This is a genomic window from Streptomyces sp. NBC_01476, from assembly GCF_036227265.1.
Taxonomy (GTDB): domain Bacteria; phylum Actinomycetota; class Actinomycetes; order Streptomycetales; family Streptomycetaceae; genus Actinacidiphila.
In genome coordinates, this window is the sequence record NZ_CP109446.1 from 5,733,816 (window position 1) to 5,754,470 (window position 20,655).

16 protein-coding genes and 1 tRNA gene are annotated in these 20,655 nt (G+C 69.7%); 13 read left to right on the forward strand and 4 right to left on the reverse strand.

All coding sequences use genetic code 11. The annotated features are described in order from the left end of the window. Positions 1–739: 739 nt before the first annotated feature. Together OG552_RS25215 and OG552_RS25220 are read right to left on the reverse strand one after the other, a co-directional pair. The gene (locus OG552_RS25215; protein WP_329136616.1) at positions 740–2,365 is read right to left on the reverse strand and encodes an ATP-binding protein; all 1,626 of its coding nucleotides are present in this window, start codon (positions 2,363–2,365) and stop codon (positions 740–742) included. A gap of 1,022 nt (positions 2,366–3,387) precedes the next feature. Then, entirely contained in the window at positions 3,388–4,125 is a 738-nt protein-coding gene (locus OG552_RS25220) for a GntR family transcriptional regulator (protein ID WP_329136618.1), read from the reverse strand. Here OG552_RS25220 and OG552_RS25225 point away from each other — a divergent pair. The 6 genes from OG552_RS25225 (at position 4,109) to OG552_RS25250 (ending at position 8,718) form a co-directional block, all read left to right on the forward strand. Then, positions 4,109–5,188 (forward strand): FtsK/SpoIIIE domain-containing protein, encoded by a 1,080-nt coding sequence (locus OG552_RS25225; protein ID WP_329136620.1) that lies wholly within the window; start codon positions 4,109–4,111, stop codon positions 5,186–5,188. The two genes, OG552_RS25220 and OG552_RS25225, sit on opposite strands and share 17 nt — an antisense overlap. Before the next feature lie 11 nt (positions 5,189–5,199). Then, positions 5,200–5,394, forward strand: coding sequence for a hypothetical protein (locus tag OG552_RS25230; RefSeq protein WP_329136622.1), 195 nt, complete (start codon positions 5,200–5,202; stop codon positions 5,392–5,394). A gap of 160 nt (positions 5,395–5,554) precedes the next feature. Further along, positions 5,555–5,803: a hypothetical protein gene (locus OG552_RS25235; protein ID WP_329136624.1), complete on the forward strand. Its 249-nt coding sequence runs from the start codon at positions 5,555–5,557 to the stop codon at positions 5,801–5,803. After that, positions 5,800–7,155: a replication initiator gene (locus OG552_RS25240; RefSeq protein WP_329136627.1), complete on the forward strand. Its 1,356-nt coding sequence runs from the start codon at positions 5,800–5,802 to the stop codon at positions 7,153–7,155. The genes OG552_RS25235 and OG552_RS25240 overlap by 4 nt, the downstream gene beginning before the upstream one ends. Next, entirely contained in the window at positions 7,145–7,345 is a 201-nt protein-coding gene (locus OG552_RS25245; RefSeq protein WP_329136629.1) for a helix-turn-helix transcriptional regulator, read from the forward strand. Before OG552_RS25240 ends, OG552_RS25245 begins: the two co-directional genes overlap by 11 nt. Further along, on the forward strand, positions 7,342–8,718 hold the full coding sequence (locus OG552_RS25250; protein ID WP_329136631.1) for a tyrosine-type recombinase/integrase: 1,377 nt from the start codon (positions 7,342–7,344) through the stop codon (positions 8,716–8,718). Before OG552_RS25245 ends, OG552_RS25250 begins: the two co-directional genes overlap by 4 nt. 90 nt (positions 8,719–8,808) lie before the next feature. On the opposite strand, the gene OG552_RS25255 is transcribed toward OG552_RS25250, so the two are convergent. Then, positions 8,809–9,591, reverse strand: a complete 783-nt coding sequence (locus OG552_RS25255; RefSeq protein ID WP_329136633.1) for a hypothetical protein — start codon at positions 9,589–9,591, stop codon at positions 8,809–8,811. 226 nt (positions 9,592–9,817) lie between these two features. Further along, a tRNA-Arg gene (locus OG552_RS25260) sits at positions 9,818–9,889 on the reverse strand. A gap of 239 nt (positions 9,890–10,128) precedes the next feature. On the opposite strand from OG552_RS25260, the gene OG552_RS25265 reads away from it, so the two are divergent. The 7 genes from OG552_RS25265 (at position 10,129) to rho (ending at position 20,605) form a co-directional block, all read left to right on the forward strand. After that, positions 10,129–10,569 carry a response regulator gene (locus tag OG552_RS25265; protein ID WP_329136635.1) on the forward strand — a complete coding sequence of 147 codons (441 nt, stop codon included), beginning with the start codon at positions 10,129–10,131 and terminating at the stop codon, positions 10,567–10,569. Between the two features lie 540 nt (positions 10,570–11,109). Further along, a complete protein-coding gene (gene nrtL / locus OG552_RS25270; protein ID WP_329136637.1) occupies positions 11,110–12,423 on the forward strand; it encodes an ArgS-related anticodon-binding protein NrtL in 1,314 nt (437 codons plus the stop codon). 76 nt (positions 12,424–12,499) lie between these two features. Beyond that, the gene (lysA, locus tag OG552_RS25275; protein ID WP_329136639.1) at positions 12,500–13,894 is read left to right on the forward strand and encodes a diaminopimelate decarboxylase; all 1,395 of its coding nucleotides are present in this window, start codon (positions 12,500–12,502) and stop codon (positions 13,892–13,894) included. Positions 13,895–14,440: 546 nt separating this feature from the next. Beyond that, positions 14,441–15,790, forward strand: coding sequence for a homoserine dehydrogenase (locus OG552_RS25280; RefSeq protein WP_329136641.1), 1,350 nt, complete (start codon positions 14,441–14,443; stop codon positions 15,788–15,790). 47 nt (positions 15,791–15,837) lie between these two features. Further along, the gene (gene thrC / locus OG552_RS25285; protein ID WP_329141110.1) at positions 15,838–16,902 is read left to right on the forward strand and encodes a threonine synthase; all 1,065 of its coding nucleotides are present in this window, start codon (positions 15,838–15,840) and stop codon (positions 16,900–16,902) included. Between the two features lie 320 nt (positions 16,903–17,222). Continuing rightward, a complete protein-coding gene (gene thrB, locus OG552_RS25290) occupies positions 17,223–18,146 on the forward strand; it encodes a homoserine kinase (protein WP_329136644.1) in 924 nt (307 codons plus the stop codon). Between the two features lie 392 nt (positions 18,147–18,538). Then, positions 18,539–20,605: a transcription termination factor Rho gene (rho, locus tag OG552_RS25295; protein WP_329136645.1), complete on the forward strand. Its 2,067-nt coding sequence runs from the start codon at positions 18,539–18,541 to the stop codon at positions 20,603–20,605. Positions 20,606–20,655: the final 50 nt, after the last annotated feature.

A 20,655-nucleotide genomic window follows, 5' to 3' on the forward strand; every position in this document is an offset into this window, starting at 1 on the left:
GTCCCCGTACTCCTCGACGGAGAGCGGCGACCACGTCTGCCGGCGCGGTCCGCCCGCCAGGCTTCCTCGACCTTGGCTCGGGCTGTCGGGTGCTGGCACTCGACGGTGCGTGCGGGGATCACCATGTCGTCTGGCAGGGGTTCGAGCCCGCTCACACGCACCGCGATAATGGCGACGGGATTAGGTCGACTGCCGGGCGGTCTTCGTCGCGATGCGCCACCGGTAGCGCCGAGGCACTTCCTTTGCCCGCGCTGGCGCCGTGGACAGCTTCACCCACGGGTCGTAGTCGGTGCGCATCGTGCGTACCTCCATGTCGCACTTGGGGCAGCCCTTGGGATCGATCCACTCGACGTCATATGGGTCCTGCTCGGGCGTTGGCGGGTCGGTGGCTTCGTCGATCTCCGCCAGCTCTTTGGCTGACCCATTCCAACACCAGTCACACAGCAGGATGTCCAGTGGAAAGGTCCCCCGTCCGCACGCTGGCCGGCCTGGGTCCCGGCACTCCACGCACACAAGATCCTGGTCGGTGAGTCCTCTCCTCATACGTTCGAGCGTGAGTAGCCGCGTGCGGAGAGCGGTGGAGCGAAATCAAGCCCACTTGACCCCCAGCTCATCGGTTCAGGGCTTTTCGCAGGTCAGAGTCGTTCGGGGGCACGTTCAGTCGCTCGCATGAGCTGGGGTTGTTCAGCTGCAGGCATACCGTGTGGTCCCAAAGTGGTCCCACGGCACGTGACTTCGATTACGCACGCCCAGCTTGCCCGTGGCAGCGCTTGAACTTCGCCCCACTTCCGCAATGGCAGGGTTGATTCCTCGCCGCCGTGGTCCGCAACCTCTTGCTTCTGAAGCGCTTGACGTGCTGGCGGGACCGCAAATCACCCGGAGACAGAAGTTCTGACTCCAAGGACGCCTCGGCGGGTGCTGAAGACCGCTCCGCCACCTCGGGCGGAGCATTTCCGCTCTCAGAGTCCGCCGCTAGGACTTTTCGCCACGCAGACCTGTTTCCCCGTTTCCCTGGGACCATTTCAATCTTGCCCACATTGCGAAGGGCGTAGAACACATCCTTCATGCTATTCTCGGATGAGATCCCAGTGAGGCTTCTCCCTATGGAATTGGTAATCTCGTCGTGCGAATCAAGGAATTCCATGACGATCTCATGCGGTCGAGCCAAAGGCGTGTGGCCGAGGTTGACCACGAAGTAGTTACCTTCAAGCGCGAATTCCGGAGCCTGCAGTCGAGCTTCGGCCATCTTCGCCACAACCGTACGCAGCCCTTCGCCAATATCCTTATTGGGGGGATCTGGGTATTTATTGAGCAAGCGAACGATTGTTGGATTGCGAGAGAAGCGCTCAGAAAGCAGATTATCGAGCGTCATATTCCCCGGCAGGGTTCCTGGACTGCGAACCTCGACCCGATTATCGAAAACGTACACGAGAATATCATCGGACACGTTGTAGTCACGATGAATAACGGCGTTTACGATAGTCTCTTTCAGGACCTCGGGCGGGTACTGGACAGGAGCCATCTCACCACTCGGCATCAACACTGACACCGATTCGATAAGAGCTGTAACTTCAGCAATGGTCTGGTTGATTACCGCGCGGGCAGGACCTTCGATCGTAAGCGGCGTACCGCCCAAGTGCTCGCGCCGCGGCTCCTTCTCTTTCGTGTTGTAACGTGCGACCTTTACCGCACAACGCTTTGGAACTACGGCCGGCGGAGCCTCCGCGTATAGGATTCCGGCTGACACTCGAACCGCTCCACTTGAGCGATCGATCAGCCTTTGCTTGCGCACGAAATCGTCGGGCGACGTTGCCGGGCTGAAGGATCGAAGGAAGAATGCAAGCTCTTCTTCTTCGACCAAGTCCTCCTTATAGTAGTCAGCAAGGAGTTGGTCCTCGTAGCTACGCGCCCCCTTCGCCAGCGTAAGGTCCGTCACGGCCTGCCCACTGATAGCCATGGTGGCTGCGCCTCGGCGCACGTACACTTTCTGATCGGCCGTGTAGTGCACGCTTTCGCTTTTTCGGATAGTCACCAAGCAGGCTATACCCTGATTCTCGCGCCCTTGGACGCTGAGATATTCAATAGAATAAGGAGCGGGAGGATTCAAGTCTCGAGCTAAGGCCTCCAGGACCAGGTTCGCGTCCTCGATTGCCTGATATCCTTGCCACCGATCCAGCCCCGCAACCTGCGAGCCTCGATCCTCGATCCCGACTATGAACTCACCGCCATCGGAGTTTGCCAGCCCCGCCGCGATCTTCTGTACTACGGCACCCTTACTCCGCACGCTCTTGTGGTCCCAAAAATGAGACTCTTCACGTTCAACGAGGGCTAGCGCGTCTGCCGCCGGGATGGTCCGTCTCTCCATGCGCAGATCATAGGCGCCCAACGCGACACTTGGGCCTGAAAGGGCGGAATACGCCGCCACCTACATGGGCTGCAGCGCGACCCGGACACCTCAGCTATGGCTGATAATCGTTGAGCCTTCGGCTCGCCCCGGCCGATCCGTTCACTCTTGACCCGGCAGCGAGCGGGGCCCTGACTCCCCCAGCGCGGTCATCTACCACCTACTGACCTGGTCCTGAACCGGACTCAGAGCTTGGGCGGGGCCGCTGCAGACGCAACGAAAGTTCATGCAGAGTCTCCTCGGGCCTCGCTCCTGTCTTGGCTTGAAGTGCCAGCAAGAGCAGGCCCGCGAGGTTCGTCACGCCAATGAGCATTTCGGTCAAACCTGTCTCAACACTGCTCAAAGCTCCTGGCCCTTCAGGGACTGTCAAGAGGTGCTCTCTGATTCGCTCTTGCAAGAACGCCGTCCCTTGGCCACCCTCAGCCCAAGCTGTCATCATCTCGATGGCCTGCAGCGTGTGCCTTCTCGGAGTTGCCGCGTCCTCAGTCATGGCTCAGATTCTGCCCTATGTGCAGGGCACCTCCCCGGTCATGCCGCAGGTGGCCCATCAACTCCCCCATCCCGTCTGCCGTCGGCCCGCACTCCTGTGGAGCGGGCGTGGTTCAGGGCGTCAAGGTGGAGCGCGCCACTGTACGAACGACCTTGACGCCCTGGGCCGCGACTGCTCGGCTTGTCCCGGGTCGATGGCAGTCGGGATGGGAGCACCCGGCACCCACCCACGACGAACCTGCGGGCGCCGGCCGGGCCTGGTCCATCTCGGAGCCGGAGCGCCCCCGCCGGAGGCATCGTCTTGACCTCGACTGTACGGTCTCGCCTCATGCCGCCGGCCTCCCCCTCGTGGGCGCGCGCGGCGCGGGCCGTGCCGAGCGGGGCGGAGACAGGAGCGACGGCGCGGCCGGGCGCCGGACGCGCGGCCGGCGGAGCGGTAGCGGAGCCGGGTGTCTTGAAGACGTAGAGAAAGTTTGAGCCAAGAGGCCCGTGTGTCAGAGGGGGTAGGCGAGTTCGAGGTCGTCTCCGGGGAGTTGGAACTCTTCGAGGGCGAGGGGCTTGTCGTGCTCGTTGAGGGTGACACGGAGGATGGTCAGGATGGGTACGCCGTCGGGGAGGCGGAGCGCCTGGGCGTGGTCGGGGAGGGGCATGCGGGGGCGTAGGTACTCCGTGAAGTGGAGTTCGTGGCCTAGGTCGGCCAGGGCCGTGTAGAGCTGCGGGGCTGGCGGGGGTGCTTCTTCTTCGTACTTGGTGCCGGTGAGGATGGAGAACGGCACGTAGGTGCGGTGGAGTTGGCGGAGGCCCGGTTCGGCGGTCTGCAAGGCGTCGTAGGTGTAGAGCGGTTCGCCGGGCGGGACGCGGAGAAGGTCGGCGAGGGAGAGCGGGGCGTCGGTGCGGACGGCGATCGGTTCCTCTGCCTCGGTCCACTTGATGCCGTCGGCCTCGACGTAGTTGCCGTCTTTGCTACGCCGGACTCCGCGGGGGCGCGTCACGCTTGGGCGGCTATGGGGCGAGCGGGCGAACGTGCCCCGGCCCATGATGGCCTCGACCAGGCCGGACGCTCGCAGCTCCGTCAACCCCTGACGAACCGTGGGGCGCGTTACGCCGAACTGCTTGGCCAGCGCTTCCTCTGAGGGGAGCGGCTGGCCGGCCGGGAACGTGCCGTCCAGGATGCCGCGCCTCAGGTAGTCGGCGATCTGCCGGTACTTGGGCTGCGTGTTCTCGGCTGGCATCGTCGTACGGCTGCTGCCCGGCCAAGTGCCGCAGGACTTCGCGAAGGCCGCGCCTGCGATGGCCGAGACGTGGCAAGTGCACGCGGTACGGGTGACGCCCTGGCGGCCGGGTTACGTACGGGTCGCTGCCTCGGCCGCGGACCCGCTGGCCGCGCCCCGTATACCGGCGCAGCGGGGGAGCGGCCGTCTGCTGAACGTCGCCGTGGGCGTGCTGGAGACGGGCGCCCCGTGGGTGGTGGACCTCCGGCAGATACCGCACTGGCTCATCGTGGGCGCCACGCGATCCGGTAAGTCCACGCTGATCAATGCTCTCGTCGCGGGTCTCGCGCCGCAACCGGTCGCCCTGGTCGGGATCGACTGCAAGGGCGGTATGGAACTCTCCCTCTACGAGCCCCGGCTCTCCGCCCTTGCCACCAATCGCACGCAAGCAGTTCGCCTGCTGGCGGCGCTCGTTGACCTCACGACCGACCGGATGGCGGTCTGCCGTACGGCCCGAGTCCGGAACGTCTGGGGCCTGCCGGACGACGAACGGCCCGTCCCCGTCGTCGTGATCGTCGACGAGTTGGCGGAACTGTTCCTCATCGCCAACCGAGGCGAGAAGGACGAAGCACACGCGGCCGGCACCGCCCTCATCCGGCTGGCCCAACTCGGCTCCGCTCTCGGGGTGTTCCTGGTCGTCGCGGGCCAACGCGTCGGCTCGGACCTCGGCCCGGGAGTCACCGCGCTGCGGGCCCAACTCGGGGGCCGGGTCTGCCATCGCGTCGCCGACCCCGGAACGGCGGAGATGGCCCTCGGGGATCTCAACCCCGACGCCCTCAAAGCCGCACAGGCGATACGACCCGACCAGGCGGGCACTGCCGTTCTCGCATCCGGTGACGGCTGGGAACGCGCCCGCTCGCACCTGGTCTCGGAGACCGACGCCGAATTGACCGCCTCGGAATATGCCCACTTGACCCCGGACCTTCCCCAACTACGCGATGCCGCGGGCGCGTTCGCGACGGGCAAGTACGCCGCAGCCGCGACAGTCGTCATCGAACGACTCGATCGCGACGACAACGCTTGAGGGGGGGAGCCGTGCTGGTGTCCGTCTCGGCCGTCGTACTGCTCGGCCTCCTGATCTGGTTCCTCGTGCACATCCGCTACTTGCGGTTGCCGGACGTCGTGCTCAGCGGAACCTTCGGGTTCCTGCTCGCGGCCACCGGAGCAGCACCGCTCGTCCGCGCCGTGCTCACCGGCCTGAGTGCCTTTCTCGGCCAACTGAGCTTCTGACCAACCTCTCTCCCCGCACCACGAAGGGGACAGCCATGCCCGGATCCGCCCTCGCGCATGTACGCGCAAAGGGCTCCGGCGGGGCGCGAAGTCGCCAAACCCGACCCCGCCGGGAGCCCACTCCATCCGCCACATGAGCAGTGAAAGGAGCACTTCCACTGTGTCCACCCCTAACCGACCGCGCAAATCGCGCCTGCCTGATTGCGAGTTACGCGAAGCGGAACGTCCCACCTGCGCCGGCCGGGAACAAGTCGTCCTCGTCGGCCTGGACGGCTTCGAGCGCCGGCTGTGCCCGGCACACGCCGCTGCGGTCTGGCTGACCGATCCCACCCTGAGGTTCAGCGCCAAGTGCCGCGTCGAGGCCATCTCGGCTGTCATGTGGCAGGCGTTCGGCGGTGGTCGGCGATGAATCCGACTTCGAAGAACGTGGCCGCGCTACTCGCCAAGGCGACGGAGCCGGACTTCGCCGCTTGGCGCCGCAACATCCTCGGCCTGAACGGCTGCACCAACCCCGTTCACCTGGTCGGGGCCTCTGCCCTGGTCGACTCGGTGAGCGGTGAAGTCCTCTGGGCCCACGGCTCGTTGGGCTACGGCGGCCGACTGCTGGTCGCCTGCGGGAACCGTCGGGCGAGCGTCTGCCCGACGTGCGCGCGAACGTACCGGGCCGACACGTATCAACTCATCCGGGCGGGACTCGTCGGCGGCAAGTCGACCCCGACGGGCGTCATCGGCCACCCTCGGGTCTTCGCCACGCTGACCGCTCCGGGGTTCGGACCGGTGCACGGTCGGCGGGAGCGGGACGGTCGGGTACGGGTCTGTCAGCCGCGCCGTGTAGGGGAGCGGTGCCCGCACGGGGTGCCGGTCGGCTGCGGTGAACGGCACCCTGCGGACGACCGTCGGCTCGGGGAACCGCTGTGCCCGCGGTGCTACGACTACGCGGGGGCCGTGCTCTGGCAGGCGTACGCGGGTCGTCTCTGGCACCGTTTCGCGCTGGAGCTGCGGCGGGAGTTGGCCCGGAGGATCGGGCTGTCCCGTACGGAGTTGGCGGGCTCGGTTCGGCTGTCGTACGCCAAGGTCGCCGAGTACCAGCGGCGCGGACTGGTCCACTTCCATGCGGTGATCCGACTGGACGGTCCGGAGGGTCCGGAGTCGGCTCCGCCCCGGTGGGCGACGACCGAACTTCTCACCGACACCGTGCGGGAGTCGGTTGGCCTGGTCCGGTTGGCTGCTCCGGGCGCGTCGGTCGTCGGCCGGCGGGTGCTGCGGTTCGGTACGCAGGTGGACGTACGGCCGGTCGCGGAGTTCGGCACCGGGGATCTGACTTCGGCCGCGGTGGCCGGCTACATCGCCAAGTACGCCACGAAAGGTGCGGAAGCGGCCGGGGCGGTCGACGGACGTATCCGGCATGCCCGGGAGCTGGTGGTCCTGCCGGTTCGGCGGCACACGTTGCGGATGATCGGCACGTGCTGGTGGCTCGGCGGGCTGCCGGAGTTCGAACCGCTGGGGCTTCGCCGCTGGGCGCACATGCTCGGCTACGGCGGGCACTTCTCGACCAAGTCGCGCCGCTATTCCACCACGCTCACGGAGTTGCGGGAGGCGCGTGCCGAGCACCGGGCGGAGGAACAGCGGGCGGCTCTCGGCCTGGGGGAGCGGCTGGTCGTCACGGCCGGGCAATGGCGGTACGCCGGGCGGGGTTACTCCCCGGCGGCGGCGCTCGTCGCGGCTTCGGTGCGGGAGAGCGGTGAGCGGCATGGCGCGTGAACGCGTGACCGGACTGCTCACCGTGCGGGAAGTCCTGGACGAGCTGGGCGGCATCTCCCGGCGGACCTTCTACCGATGGCGGGAGCTGGGCCTCGCTCCGGACTGCATCCGCCTGCCGAACGGGGAGCTGCGGGTCCGGCGGGCCGCGCTGAACGCCTGGCTGGACAAGCGGGCGGAGGGAGCGGCGTGAAGTCGTACAAAGTCTCCGTCTGGAAGATCAGCGTCAACAGGACCACGAAGAAGCCGACGTACCTGGTCCGGTGGGTGGTGGACGGCGCGACGTTCGGCGAGTCGCACAAGACCAACGCGCTTGCTGACCGTTTCCGGGCCAAGCTTCTTCGGGCGGTCGAAAAGGGCCAGCCCTTCGACACGGTGTCCGGACTGCCCGACTCGCTGCGCGGCGGCAAAGCCGCGCTGACGTTCCTTGACCTGGCGGTGCAGTACCTCGATCACCGCTGGGCGGAGACGTCGGCCAAGCACCGCGACAGCATGACCGACGCCCTGGCCGGAGTCGTGCCGGTTCTCGCCAAGTCGGGGCGTGGCCGGCCCTCTCCGGAGCTGTTGCGGCGGGCACTGCGCTCGTATGTTCTGCCTCTGCCGCGGCGAGTGCGGGAGCGGCCGGAGGAGATCGTGGCGGCGGTGAAGTGGATCGAGAAGGCATCGCTGCCGGTCGCGGAACTCCTGGATGTTGCGCGGGTGCATGAGCTGATCGACGCGCTTGGGCGGAAGCTGGACGGCAAGGCAGCGGCCACACAGACGTACCGGCGTCGCCGTGCGGTGGTCTACAACGCGCTCGCGTACGCGGTGGAGTTGGAGGCTCTGCCGTCCAATCCGCTGGACAGGGTGCGTCGTAAGCGGGGCAAGCGGGCGGTTCAGGAGGTTGACCGGCGCGTTGTGGTCAACCCTGCGCAGGCGCGGGAGCTGTTGGTCGCGCTCACCTATGTCGGACGGTACGACCGGGCGAGCGGTCGGCGGCTGCGGGCGTTCTTCGGCTGCCTGTACTACGCGGCAGTGCGGCCGGGCGAAGCGCTGGGACTGCGGCGATCGGACTGCATCCTGCCGGAGAAGGGTTGGGGTCGATTGGAGCTTGCCGAGACTCGACCGACGGCGGGCAAGGCGTGGACCGACTGCGGCGAGCTTCATGATCGGCGGGGCCTCAAGCAGCGGGCGGAGGGAGAGGTACGCATCGTGCCGATTCCACCTCCGCTGGTGGTCCTGCTCCGCGAGCATCTGGAGGAGTTCGGTACCGCCGATGACGGACGGCTCTTCCAGAGCGAATACGGCAACGTGGTGGCGGCCTCGTCGTACTCCCGCGTATGGAAGCAGGCGCGCGAGCTGGCTCTCCTCCCCGGACAGGTCACCTCGGTCATGGCAGCCCGGCCCTACGACCTGCGACACGCGGGCGTCTCCCAGTGGCTCAACTCCGGCGTCCCCGCACCGGAGGTTGCCGCCCGCGCCGGCCACTCCGTGGACGTGCTGCTCAAGATCTACGCCAAGTGCATCGACGGCCAGGAAGCCGAGATGAACGACCGGATCATGCAAGGGCTCGACGGCACACGTTAGAACGTGACGGAACCGCCGCAGATGGAGCAGTAGGACGGTCCAGAATCATGGGCCGTCCTTCTGTATCTGTGATGTGACGCCGCCTGCTGCCTAATCCATAGGCGCAGCTCTGATCCATCCTCGGTCTGGTAGCCAAGCAATTGCCGGGCTGCTAGTTGCGGTTGAGGACAGCCAGACTCCATCGATTCCCAGTGGAAGGGCCGGTTCAACCGTGGGGAGTGGTCCCTCCTGGCTGAACGGTACTGCTTCCAAGTATTCCCATCCGTAGATGAGGAAAGCGTGCCGCTCGTCCGTCTTCGCATCGGAAAGTTGCTTGCGAAGCTTCGTCATCCTAGGGCTTGCGATCAAGTCGCACGCTGCGGAAACGGCACCATCAACCTCCGGAACGACGCCGCCCCACGAAGCTTGCAGCACGTAGTAGCCAGGAGGGTGCATCTCTGTCGGAGGAATACAGGAGATGCCATCTACGCCGAGACTATGGAGTTTCAGGTATGTTTCTATGTCCTGATGCCACATGAAGTGGGCGGATTCGGGGCGATAGCCTCGCTCCTCAAGCTCGGGCAGCAGATCAGGAAGGCGCGCAAGTGTCGGTCTCCATATGACGTCCGGATCGAGTTGAACGATCCATGAGTAGCTGAGGCCTTTATGGCGGGTGTATCCGAGCTGGCTTGACTTGGTCCCGGCCGCCCGGTGGCTCGGATCCACGACAAGCTTGACTTCAACAGCGATTGTTCGTCCCCCATGCGTAAGGATGAGGTCGTGCGCACCCTGCTTGCCGCCTGTGTCATTGGAGTCCACGCGTACATCGAGAGTCCTGCTGATGCACCCGCGGGCAACCTCTGCGGCCACGTCAAGGCGTTGTCCCTTGTCCATGTCACAACGGTACGGAGCACGGCCCACGTGACGCAGCCGGTTTTGCGCGAGGAACGAGCCGGATAACAGGGCTCCGACCTGTCCTGAGGTGCCCCAAGATCAACACGCTATTACAACGTGATCACTGGCAAACCGCTGCCTTCGGTCGCATCCGGCCGCGCACGTAGAAAGACCCCGCACTCAGCGTTGTGGCTGATGGCGGGGTCTTTTGGCACCCAATGCAGGGTGCCCCCGGCAGGATTCGAACCTGCGCACACGGCTCCGGAGGCCGTTGCTCTATCCCCTGAGCTACGGGGGCTGGTGTTGCCCCTGGTGGGGGCGACGGGAAGAACACTACCAGCTTGCGGGGGGTGGGCGTGTACGGGGTTTTTGGGGGTGGCGGGGGCCTGGGGGAGGGGGTGGTGGGCCTGGTGAGGGCGGGTTCCGGGGCGGGTGGGTTGCGTGAAGTGGCAGGTGGGGGCGGGGGTTTCACCCGTGGCGGGGAAGAAATGGGCAAAACGCGGACGCATCGCGAGGGGCGCGCCTAGGCTTTCTGGTGTGGCGGGCGCGTCCGGCCGGGTACTTGTTGTTGATGACAACAAGGTGATCCGGCAGCTGATCAGGGTCAACCTTGAGCTGGAGGGCTTCGAGGTCGTGACCGCGGCTGATGGTGCCGAGTGCCTGGAGATCGTTCACAGTGTCCAGCCCGATGTGGTCACGCTGGATGTGGTCATGCCCCGGCTGGACGGGGTACGTACGGCGGCCCGGTTGCGGGCGGATCCGCGTACCCGCGGGGTCGGCATCGTGATGGTCAGCGCCGGGTCCCTGCCGGAGGGTGCCGGCGGGCCCGGCGGGGTCGATGCGTACGTGGGCAAACCGTTCGAGCCGGGGCACCTCGTCGAGACGGTACGGCGGTTGGCCCGGCGTGCGTCCCTCCCGCCCCAGCCGCCCCCGGAGCAGCCCCGCGGGCAGACCGCCGCCACCCCCGGCGGTTCGTGACCCGGCAGCCGGGTGCCGGGATCCGGGTGCGCACACTTCACTTCCGCGTCGCGTGAGGCGTGGCCTCGCGCCTGGTCCGGGGGCTTCACCGGCCGTGGCACTCGGTGGGGCGGCGCGTCTTCCTCGGTGCGGGCGTGGACGTCCCGCTGCGCGTGGGAGGTGGGTCCGCGTTGGGCCTTGCGGCTCTACCCGCGGGCGGCACTCGGTGGGACGGCGCGTCCTCCTCGGTGCCGGGTGCGCCTCGCCCCGGGGCTCGGGCGTTGCCCCTCGCCTCGGCTTTACGTGGGACGTGGCTCCGCGCTGAGCCCGGCGACGCGTTCCGTGTGCCTGGCAACCGGTGGGGCGGCGCCTCAGTTCAGTCCCGACGCCGGGCCCGCCGCGCCCCTACGTGACCCGGGCCTCGGGCGTGGCCTTCGCCTCATCCTCGGCGCCGGGCCCGCCTGGGCCCACCTCCCGTGCCGCGGGCGCGGCCGTCAGGCGGCCCCGGTGGAAGAAAACCCCCTCGCCAACCTGCCCCCGCCCTCGCCTACGCTTTGGTTCGTGACTCCCGCCGAGCTGTCCCGCGCCGTGCTCAGTACGGTCCGCCGTGCTGTCGCGGCTGAGGAGCTGCGCGTGGTGGTGCCCGAGAAGGTGGTCGTCCAGCGACCGCCCCGGCCCGGTTGCGGGGATTACGCCACCAACGTGGCCCTCCAGATCGCCCGGGCGGCCGGGCAGCCGCCGCACGCGGTCGCGGAGATCCTGGCCCGCCGCCTCCAGAAGGAGCCGGGCATCGCCCAGGTGGAGATCGCCGGGCCCGGCTTCCTCAACATCACGCTCAGCGCCCGGGCCTACGGCGACGTCGTACGCCAGGTCCGGGAGCAGCGATCGCGGTACGGGTACGGGGAGGGGCTCGCCGAGGTCGCGGTCACGGTGGCCGCTCCCGACCCGTTGGCCCTCCGTGGCCCGGTCGTCGCGGACGTCGTCAACCGGCTCTTCGCGGTTGCCGGCGCCCGGCCGGCCGGCCCCGGGGAAGCCCCGGAAATCCTCCACGTCCAGGAGCCGGTCTCTGCGCCGGGCGCGGAATTCGTCGACGGCCGGGGACCCGGCCCCGGCGGCCCACCCCCGGAGCTCGTCCACGTCCGGGAGCCGGTCGCGGGGTCCCATACGGAGTCCCTCGGCGGCCAGGTCTCGTCCGCCGGGTCCTGGACGGAGTCGCTCGGCGGCCAGGTCTCGTCGGCGGCGACCCGGGCGGAGTCCCTCGGCGGCCAGGCCCCCGCCCCCGCTTCCCAAGACCCCGGCGGCAACGTCCTCGCCCCGCCCCCCGGGCCCCCGCACCCCCCCGCCGGCCCCCCCACCCCCCTCACCACCCCCCTCGGCCCCGACGCCACCCGGTGGGCCCTCCTCCGGCCCCCCGTCGAAGACGTCCCCCGCCTCACCCCGGACCTCCTGGACCAGCGCGAGAGCAACCCGCTCTTCCGGATCCGGTACGCCCGCGCCCGCGCCCACGCCCTGGTGGGGAACGCCCGTGACCTGGGCGTACGCATCGAGGAGCCGGAAGGCCCCGACGCCCCGACCGCTGACGCCCCGCCCTACCACCCCCACCCCGCCGAGACCGAGCTGCTCGGGCTGATCGCGGACTACCCCCGCGTGATCGAGACGGCCGCCCGCCGCCGCGGGCCGGACCGGCTCGCCCGCCACCTGGAACGCCTCGCCGACGCCTTCTTCCGCTTCCATGACGAGTGCCCGCCGCTGCCGAAAGGCGACGAGAAACCCTCGGCCGCCCACGCCGCCCGGATCCGTCTCGCCGACGCGACGGGTGTCGTGCTCGCCGGCGGCCTGCGACTGCTCGGCATCAGCGCGCCCGACCACATGTGAGCCGGCATGACCACCCGCTTATGCCCGACCACCCCGACCCGTGCCCCGCCCCCGAACGAAAGAAAGCGCCCAGCCCGTGAGCCGCTCCGCACACCCCGCAGGTCCCCGCCACGCCGACGTCCTGCCCGAAGGGCACTACGCCGCCCCGCCGGCCGACCTCAACCTCCTCGACCCCCGCGTCTGGTCCCGCACCGTCACCCGTAACGACGACGGTGCCGCCGAAGTCGCCGGGCTCGATGTCCGCGACCTCGCCGCCGAGTACGGCACCCCCGCCTTCTTCCTCGACGAAGCCGACTTCCGCGCCCGCTGCCGCGCCTGGCGGGCCGCCTTCGGGCACGAGGCCGACGTCTTCTACGCGGGCAAGGCGTTCCTCTCCCGGGCCGTCGTGAAGTGGCTGTACGAGGAGGGGCTGAACCTCGACGTCTGCTCCGGCACGGAACTCGCTGTCGCGCTCGACGCCGGCATGCCCGCCGACCGCATCGCGCTGCACGGCAACAACAAGAGTTACGCGGAGATCGAGCGGGCCGTGTCGGCGGACGTCGGCCGCATCGTGCTCGACTCCTTCCAGGAGATCGCCCGGGTCGCCGCGGAGGCCAAGAAGCAGGGCAAGCGGCAGCGGGTGCAGATCCGGGTCACCGTCGGCGTCGAGGCGCACACCCACGAGTTCATCGCGACCGCGCACGAGGACCAGAAGTTCGGTCTCGCGCTCGCCGACGGCCAGGCCGCGGAGGCGGTGCGCCGGGTGCTGAATCTGCGGGACTCCCTCGAACTCGTCGGCGTCCACAGCCACATCGGCTCGCAGATCTTCGACATGGCCGGCTTCGAGGTGGCTGCCCGCCGGGTGGTGTCGCTGCTCGCCGCGGTACGGGACGAGCACGGCGTGGAGCTGCCGGAGATCGACCTCGGCGGCGGCCTCGGCATCGCGTACACGCCGGACGACGACCCGCGTGAGCCGCACGAGATCGCCAAGGCGCTCGGCGAGATCGTGGCCCGGGAGTGCGAGGCGGCCCGGCTGACCCCGCCGCGGCTGTCGGTCGAGCCGGGGCGGGCGATCGTCGGGCCGACCGCGTTCACCCTCTACGAGGTCGGCACCGTCAAGCCGCTGGAGGGGCTGCGGACCTACGTCAGCGTGGACGGCGGCATGTCCGACAACATCAGGACCGCGCTCTACGACGCCGAGTACAGCGTGGCGCTGGTCTCGCGGAAGAGCGACGCGGAGCCGATGCTCAGCCGGGTGGTCGGCAAGCACTGCGAGAGCGGCGACATCGTGGTGAAGGACGCGTTCCTGCCGGCCGACCTGGCGCCGGGCGACCTCCTCGCGGTGCCGGCCACCGGGGCGTACTGCCGGGCGATGGCCAGCAACTACAACCACGCGCTGCGCCCGCCGGTGGTCGCGGTCGCCGACGGTACGGCCCGGGTGATCGTGCGCCGCGAGACGGAGGAGGACCTGCTGCGGCTCGACGTCGGCTGACCCCTGCGGGGTGCCGACCGGTCACGGAGCCGGAGCCGCCGCGCCCCCTGCGGCCACCCCGGCGGGTGGGCCGGCGCGGCCCTGGCGGCCACCCCGGCCCCCGGCCTCCGGCCCGGCCTCGTTCCGGCCTGGGCCCGAACTGTGCCGGCCCCCCTGGCGAGCACCGGCTTGCCTCGGCCCTCGGCCCCCAGCCCGTACTGGCGGAACCGGCGCCGCGGCCCGGGGCGCCCTCGGGCCTTGGGCCCCGGCCCCAGCGGGACCGCCCCCCACCCCCGGCGTCAACATCCGCCCGCCCCGGCCGGCGGGACCGCCCCCGCCCGGGGCGGCGGAGGATCTGTCGCCCCGGGCCCCGGCGCAGGGCGAAAACACGCAAGATCGTCCGGTCGGCGCGAAAATTCACCGTCCGCCCGGCGGTCTCGCAATCCGGACAGCGCGTGGCTTCTCCCGTCCGGTGCGTGAGACTGGTTCGGGACAGGCCCCGCTGGACGCCCCGAACGAGCCGCACACGGTGCCTGCACGAGAAGCCTGTACGAGAGACGAGGTCGGATGATGCGTACGCGTCCGCTGAAGGTGGCGCTCCTGGGCTGCGGTGTGGTCGGCTCCGAGGTCACGCGCATCATGACGACGCAGGCCGACGACCTCGCCGCCCGGATCGGCGCGCCCATCGAGCTCGCCGGGATCGCGGTCCGCCGGCCCAACCGGGTGCGCGAGGGCGTCCCCGCCGAACTGCTCACCACCGACGCCACCGCGCTGGTCAAACGGGGCGACCTCGATGTCGTCGTCGAGGTGATCGGCGGCATCGAGCCGGTCCGTACGCTGATCACCACCGCCTTCGAGCACGGCGCCTCGGTGGTCTCGGCCAACAAGGCGCTGCTCGCCGCCGACGGGGCAGGACTGCACGCCAAGGCCGTCGAGCACGGCGTGGACCTCTACTACGAGGCCGCCGTCGCGGGAGCGATCCCGCTGATCAGGCCGCTGCGCGAATCGCTGGCCGGCGACAAGGTCAACCGGGTGCTCGGTATCGTCAACGGCACCACCAACTTCATCCTCGACAAGATGGAGTCCACCGGCGCCGGCTACAGCGAGGCGCTGGACGAGGCCACCGCGCTGGGATACGCCGAGGCCGACCCGACCGCCGACGTGGAGGGCTTCGACGCCGCCGCGAAGGCCGCGATCCTGGCCGGGATCGCCTTCCACACCCGGGTCACCATCGAGGACGTGCACCGCGAGGGCATCACCGAGGTCACCGCCGCCGACATCGCCTCGGCGCGGCAGATGGGCTGCACGGTGAAGCTGCTCGCGATCTGCGAGCGCGCCGCCGACGGCCGCTCGGTCACCGCCCGGGTGCACCCCGCGATGATCCCGCTCAGCCACCCGCTCGCCTCGGTCCGTGAGGCGTACAACGCCGTCTTCGTCGAGGCGGAGGCGGCCGGGCGGCTGATGTTCTACGGTCCCGGCGCCGGCGGTGCACCCACCGCCTCCGCCGTTCTCGGCGACCTGGTGGCCGCTTGCCGCAACAAGCTGGCGGCGACCACCGGTGCCGGTGAGTCCGCGTACACGCAACTGCCGGTCAGCCCCATGGGGGATGTGGTCACCCGTTACCACATCAGCCTCGATGTGGCGGACAAACCGGGCGTCCTGGCGCAGGTCGCGACGGTGTTCGCCGAGCACGATGTGTCGATCGACACGGTGCGGCAGCAGAGCAGGAACCAGGGCAGCGGCGACGAAGCCGCCTCCGAGCAGGCCGGCGGCGTACGGCGGGAGGGCGGCGAGGCGTCACTCGTCGTCGTCACCCACCGGGCGCCGGACGCCGCGCTCTCGGCGACGGTGTCCAGCCTGCGGAAACTCGACACCGTACGCGGTGTGGCCAGCATCATGCGTGTGGAAGGGGAGTAGGACCCGCTATGAGCGCAAGCAACAACGGAACCATCGACCAGCCCCGAATGTCCGGCACCCACCAGTGGCGCGGCATCATCGAGGAGTACCGCGACCGGCTGCCGGTCTCCTCGCAGACGCCCGTGGTGACGCTGCTGGAGGGTGGCACCCCGCTGGTCCCGGCCCAGCTGCTCTCCGAGCGGACCGGCTGTGACGTCTATCTGAAGGTCGAGGGGGCCAACCCGACCGGGTCCTTCAAGGACCGCGGAATGACCATGGCCATCTCCAAGGCCAAGGAGGACGGCGCCCAGGCCGTCATCTGCGCGTCCACCGGCAACACCTCGGCGTCGGCGGCGGCGTACGCGGTACGGGCCGGCATGGTGTGCGCGGTGCTGGTGCCACAGGGGAAGATCGCGCTCGGCAAGATGGGGCAGGCGCTCGTCCACGGCAGCCGCATCCTCCAGGTCGACGGCAACTTCGACGACTGCCTGGAGCTGGCGCGCGCGCTGAGCGAGAAGTACCCGGTGGCGCTGGTCAATTCGGTGAACCCGGTCCGCATCGAGGGGCAGAAGACAGCCGCCTTCGAGATCGTCGACGCGCTCGGGGACGCCCCCGACCTGCACCTGCTCCCGGTGGGCAACGCGGGTAACATCACGGCGTACTGGAAGGGCTACCGCGAGTACGCGGCCGACGGGATGTCCACCCGCACGCCGCGGATGTGGGGCTTCCAGGCGGCCGGCTCGGCGCCGATCGTCAACGGTGCCCCGGTCCGGCAGCCGCAGACGATCGCCACCGCGATCCGGATCGGCAACCCGGCGTCCTGGCAGTACGCGGTCGCCGCGCGGGACGAGTCCGGCGGGCTGATCGAAGCGGTGACGGACCGTCAGATCCTGGCCGCCTACCGGCTGCTGGCCGCGAAGGAAGGGGTCTTCGTGGAGCCCGCGTCGGCGGCCTCCGTCGCGGGACTGCTGAAGGCGGCGGACGAGGGCATGGTGGACCCGGGGCAGCGCATCGTCTGCACGGTCACCGGCAACGGGCTCAAGGACCCGGACTGGGCGGTGGCGGGGGCCCCGCGGCCGGTCACCGTCCCGGTCGACGCCGACGCCGCCGCCGACCACCTCGGCCTCGCCTGATTTCCCGCGCACGCACCCACCCATCTGCCCCTCGCCCCGGTCGCCGGGCGGGCTGAAACATCAGCCCCCCGGCGGCCCGGGGCACCGGGCCGGGAAGCGGGCGCCGCCGGAGGCGGGGCGCACAGCCGCGGAGCGACACGCATCCTGCGCTGTGCGTGCGCCCTATGTCGCGGAAGAACCTTCCTTCGATAGGCTGGCCTCAGCGGCACCGCAGCGTGCCCGGATTCCGGCGGATGCCCCGCGCATCGCCACCCCCGCCCAGCCGCCCGGCAATGGAGCCGTGCCCGGAGGGCGTACCGCACAAGGAGATTCGTCGAACGATGGCCGGTCCCGCGTTCCGCGCAGCCGCCGTACGAGTGCGCGTCCCCGCGACCAGCGCCAATCTGGGCCCCGGGTTCGACGCCTTCGGCCTGGCGTTGGGGCTGTACGACGACGTGGTGGTGCGCGTCGCCGACGCCGGCCTGCACGTCGACATCGCCGGCGAAGGCGCCGAGACCCTGCCGCGGGACGAGAAACACCTGGTCGTACGGTCGCTGCGGACCGCGTTCGACCTGCTCGGCGGTCAGCCCCGCGGCCTGGAAGTGGTGTGCGCCAATCGCATTCCGCACGGCCGGGGCCTGGGCTCCTCCTCCGCCGCGATCTGCGCGGGCATCATCGCCGCCCGCGCGGTGACCATAGGCGGGCCCGCCGTGCTCGACGACACCGCGCTGCTGGAACTGGCCACCGAGATCGAGGGCCACCCGGACAACGTCGCGGCGTGTCTGCTCGGCGGATTCACCCTCGCCTGGACCGACGGCGGCGCCGCCCGTGCGGTCCGGATGGACCCCGCGGCGTCGTTGGTTCCGGTGGTCTTCGTACCCGCCACACCACTGCTCACCGAGACCGCCCGCGGGCTGCTGCCGCGTACCGTCCCCCATGTGGACGCCGCGGCCAACGCGGGCCGGGCCGCACTCCTGGTGGAGGCGCTCACCAGGCGTCCCGAGCTGCTGCTGCCCGCCACCGAGGACCGGCTGCACCAGGAGTACCGGGCGCCCGCCATGCCCGAGAGCCTGGCGCTGGTCAACCGGCTGCGCGCGGAAGGCGTCCCCGCTGTCGTGTCGGGCGCGGGACCGACCGTACTGGCGCTGACCGACGAGGAAGCCGCCGACAAGGTCGCCCGGTTCGCGGGCGAGGGCTGGGCGGCCAACCGCCTGGCGCTCGACGCCGCCGGGGCCAGTGTGCTGCCGCTCGCAGGGGGGCAGTGAACACGATTGCCGGCCGTAGAGAGGGGGAATATCTGTTGGATCCGGTAGTGTTAACCTCAAGCCAGCATTCGCCGCCCGATGGGCGCGATGCGCTGTGTCGCCGTCCTGGAAAACGCCATGGGACGACACTTCTTCCGGGAGCCTCCCACACCGCACAGGCAGCCTGACCGGGGAATTCGGACACCCCGCCCGCGCAGTGTCGAGCACGCTCCGGATGTCGGTACGAAGTCTCCTTCGCAGCTCTCTTCGTACCGAAGCACGTTCTTGTATTTCTGCCGCATCAGGCAGACCACCGCCCCGGCTCTGAACAGCGGAAACGCCCGCCAGATCCGGACAGCACGACCGGTCGCCGAGCCAGACAGGCCGACGTCCGCTCCAGGGAAGGACCCTTCGTGAGCGACACCACCGATCTGATGGGCGTGCGCGCAGACAACACTGTCGCCGCGTCCGATGCCGCCGCGCCTGCTAACGGTGCTGCCACCGCCGGCGCCTCACGGCGGCGCCGGTCAGGTACCGGTCTTGACGCCATGGTCCTGGCCGAACTGCAGCAGCTCGCCTCGGGCCTTGGGATCAAGGGCACCGCGCGGATGCGCAAGAGCCAGCTGATCGAGACCATCAAGGAACGGCAGGCGGGCGGCGGCGCCGGCGCCCCGCAGGCGGCTGCCGACAACGCCGTGGCCGAGAAGCCGAAGCGCCGCGCCACCTCGCGGGCGCGCCTTGAGCAGGCCGACGCCCAGCCCGCCGTGGACAACGCGCCGGCGGAGCCGAAGCAGATCGAGATTCCCGGTCAGCCGGCCGGTGAGACGGCCGTGTCGACCGCGGCCGCCGCGCCCGTCGCGACCGCGGCCAGGACCGAGCGCGCCGACCGTACGGCCGAGCGCGGCACGGACCGCGGCGGTGACCGGGCCGCGGAGGCCGCGGTCGACACGGCCGAGGGCCGCGACGCCAAGGGCGGCGACAACAGGCAGCAGGGCGGCGGGTCCGGCGACGACCGCCAGGACCGGCAGCGTGGCCAGCGCGGTGACCGCCGCGAGCGGCAGCGGGACCGGCAGCGCAACCGCGGCGAGGACGGCGGCGACGGCGGCAACCGCCAGAACCGCGGCGACCGTGACCGCGGCCAGCAGGGCGGCGGGGGCCAGCAGCAGGGCGGCGGCCAGGGGCAGCAGGGCGGCCAGAGCCAGCAGCAGGGCGGCGGCCCGCAGGACGACGACGAGTTCGGTGACGGCCGCGGCCGGCGCCGGGGCCGTTACCGCGACCGCCGGGGACGCGGCAACCGCCGCGACGAGTTCGGCGGTGGCGGCGAGCCGCAGGTCGCCGACGACGATGTGCTGATCCCGGTGGCCGGCATCCTCGACATCCTCGACAATTACGCGTTCATCAGGACCTCGGGCTACCTGCCGGGTCCCAACGACGTGTACGTCTCGCTGGCGCAGGTCCGCAAGAACGGGCTGCGCAAGGGCGACCACGTCACCGGCGCCGTACGGCAGCCCAAGGACGGCGAGCGGCGCGAGAAGTTCAACGCGCTGGTGCGGCTGGACTCGGCGAACGGCATGGGTGCCGACTCCGGGCGCGGCCGGCCCGAGTTCAACAAGCTCACCCCGCTGTACCCGCAGGACCGGCTCCGGCTGGAGACCGACCCCGGCGTGCTGACCACCCGGATCATCGACCTGGTGTCGCCGATCGGCAAGGGCCAGCGCGGTCTGATCGTGGCCCCGCCGAAGACCGGTAAGACCATGATCATGCAGGCGGTCGCCAACGCGATCACCACGAACAACCCCGAGTGCCACCTGATGGTCGTCCTGGTGGACGAGCGTCCGGAAGAGGTCACCGACATGCAGCGCTCGGTGAAGGGCGAGGTCATCTCCTCGACCTTCGACCGGCCCGCCGAGGACCACACCACCGTCGCGGAACTCGCCATCGAGCGGGCCAAGCGGCTGGTGGAGCTGGGCCACGACGTGGTGGTGCTGCTCGACTCCATCACCCGTCTGGGCCGTGCCTACAACCTGGCGGCGCCGGCCTCCGGCCGGATCCTGTCCGGTGGTGTCGACTCGACCGCGCTGTACCCGCCGAAGCGGTTCTTCGGCGCGGCGCGCAACATCGAGGACGGCGGCTCGCTGACCATCCTGGCCACCGCGCTGGTCGAGACCGGCTCGCGGATGGACGAGGTGATCTTCGAGGAGTTCAAGGGCACCGGCAACATGGAGCTCAAGCTCGACCGGAAGCTCGCCGACAAGCGGATCTTCCCTGCGGTGGACGTCGACCCGTCCGGCACCCGCAAGGAAGAGATCCTGCTGGACCGCGACGAGCTGGCGATCGTCTGGAAGCTGCGCCGGGTGCTGCACGCGCTCGACTCGCAGCAGGCGATCGAGCTGCTGCTGGACAAGATGAAGCAGACCAAGTCGAACGCTGAGTTCCTGATGCAGATCGCCAAGACCACGCCGGGCCAGAACAACGACTGATCCGGCCGGTCACCGAGCGTAGCGATACGCGGCGGCCCGCAGTACCCCGA